General features: G+C 47.4%; 1 protein-coding gene. It reads right to left on the minus strand.

All coding sequences use genetic code 11. The features are described from left to right. Positions 1–110: 110 nt before the first annotated feature. Complete coding sequence (gene clpA, locus B7Y67_RS15255; protein WP_293599367.1) at positions 111–2,417, minus strand: ATP-dependent Clp protease ATP-binding subunit ClpA; 2,307 nt, start codon at positions 2,415–2,417, stop codon at positions 111–113. Positions 2,418–2,478 lie beyond the last annotated feature (61 nt).

Genomic DNA, 2,478 nt, shown 5'->3' on the forward strand with positions numbered 1-2,478 from the left:
AAACTAAAGGGATTGAGCCCGGTAAATTACCGAACTCAATCCCTCGTGCTAACCTAATTAAACTGTCCAACTTTTGGGGGTCAGTTCAGTAGGTGGCTTTTTAATTTTCCTCAAATCTCCTCAACAGGAGCTGCATCAACTTTAGGACGTTTACCCGGAACTACTGGGGCATCAAACTGAAGTTGAACTTTGCCATCAGCATCAATGTCAACGTCAACATGACCACCCTGAGCTAATTTACCAAATAGCAATTCATCAGCAAGTGCTTTGCGAACCGTGTCTTGAATGATGCGTTGCATTGGTCTTGCGCCCATGAGTGGATCAAAGCCATGCTTAGCTAAATGTGCACGCAATGCTGTACTGAATGTCGCGTCCACCTTCTTCTCATGCAGTTGCTCTTCTAGCTGCATTAAGAACTTATCGACCACACGCATGATGATGGTCTCATCAAGCGCCTTGAAAGAAACAATCGCATCCAAACGGTTACGGAACTCTGGTGTAAAGAACTTCTTAATATCCGCCATCTCATCGCCAGACTCACGTGCATTGGTAAACCCGATAGTCGACTTCTGCATCGCTTCGGCACCAGCATTCGTTGTCATGATGATGATGACATTTCTAAAGTCAGTCTTGCGACCATTGTTATCCGTGAGAGTACCGTGATCCATGACCTGCAGGAGAATATTGAAAATATCTGGATGCGCCTTTTCAATTTCGTCGAGCAAGAGAACGCAATGCGGCTTCTTATTGACAGCCTCAGTCAATAGACCGCCTTGATCAAAACCTACATATCCTGGAGGCGCACCGATTAAGCGGCTAACTGCATGACGCTCCATGTACTCAGACATATCAAAACGTAGAAGCTCAATACCTAAGATGTATGCAAGTTGCTTAGCAACTTCAGTCTTACCAACGCCGGTAGGGCCGGAGAATAAGAATGAGCCAATTGGTCTATCGATCTTGCCAAGACCTGCGCGAGTCATCTTAATAGCACTCGCCAAGGCTTCAATGGCAGGATCTTGGCCAAACACCACACTCTTAATATCGCGATCCAGCGTTTGCAGTTTGCTACGGTCATCTACAGTTACAGACTGTGGCGGTATACGAGCGATCTTCGCAACGATCTCCTCAATCTCTGGACGACCAATGGTTTTCTTCTGCTTAGACTTCGGCAAGATACGTTGCGCTGCACCTGCCTCATCAATCACATCGATTGCCTTGTCTGGCAAATGGCGATCGTTGATATAGCGTGAGGAGAGTTCAGCAGCAGCCACTAATGCAGCTGAAGCATATTTAACGCCGTGATGCTCCTCGAAGCGCGACTTCAGGCCACGCAAGATTTGCACAGTCTGATCAACGGTTGGCTCAACCACATCCACCTTCTGGAATCGACGTGACAGTGCGGCATCTTTCTCAAAAATGCCGCGATACTCAGTGAAGGTCGTTGCACCGATACACTTCAGTTGGCCATTCGAGAGTGCAGGCTTTAATAAGTTACTTGCATCCAATGTGCCACCCGATGCAGCACCCGCACCAATTAAGGTGTGAATCTCATCGATAAACAAAACACCATGGGTACTGTCTTTTAAAGACTTCAGCACGCTCTTCAAGCGTTGCTCAAAATCACCACGGTACTTAGTACCCGCTAATAAAGCGCCCATGTCTAATGAGTAGACTGTGGCATCAGCTAGGATCTCAGGCACATCGCCTTTGACAATTCTCCAGGCTAGACCCTCAGCGATTGCAGTCTTGCCTACGCCAGCCTCGCCCACCAATAGCGGATTGTTTTTACGGCGACGGCACAGAACCTGAATCACGCGCTCAACTTCGCTATCGCGACCGATGAGTGGATCAATCTTGCCTTGCTTAGCCAGAACATTCAGGTTCTGAGTGTATTGCTCCAATGGACTTTCTTTACCACCAGAAGAAGCATCTTCGGTCTCTTGAGTAGCCTCAGCAGGCTTCACGCTCTCAGTTTGATCTTTACGTACACCATGGCTAATAAAGTTCACCACATCCAAGCGAGTCACACCTTGCTGCTGTAAGAAATACACCGCATGCGAATCTTTTTCACCAAAGATGGCTACGAGCACATTAGCTCCGGTAACCTCTTTCTTGCCATTTGAAGTGGATTGCACGTGCATGATGGCGCGTTGAATGACACGCTGAAATCCTAGGGTTGGTTGCGTATCAACTTCATCATTACCAGGAACAACTGGTGTGTTGTCATTAATAAAATTTTTGAGTTGTGCTCGTAACTCCGCAATATTGACAGCGCAGGCTTTTAAAACCTCGACAGCAGTTGCATTGTCCAGCAAGGCGGCAAGCAAATGCTCGACCGTAATAAATTCATGTCTTGAAGCTCGTGCGTCAACAAACGCCATGTGCAAACTGACTTCTAGTTCCTGGGCAATCATGCTTCCTCCATAGTGCACTGTAGTGGGTGACCCGCTTCGCGGGATAGCTCGATAACTTGAT

It is taken from the genome of Polynucleobacter sp. 35-46-11, from assembly GCF_002281105.1.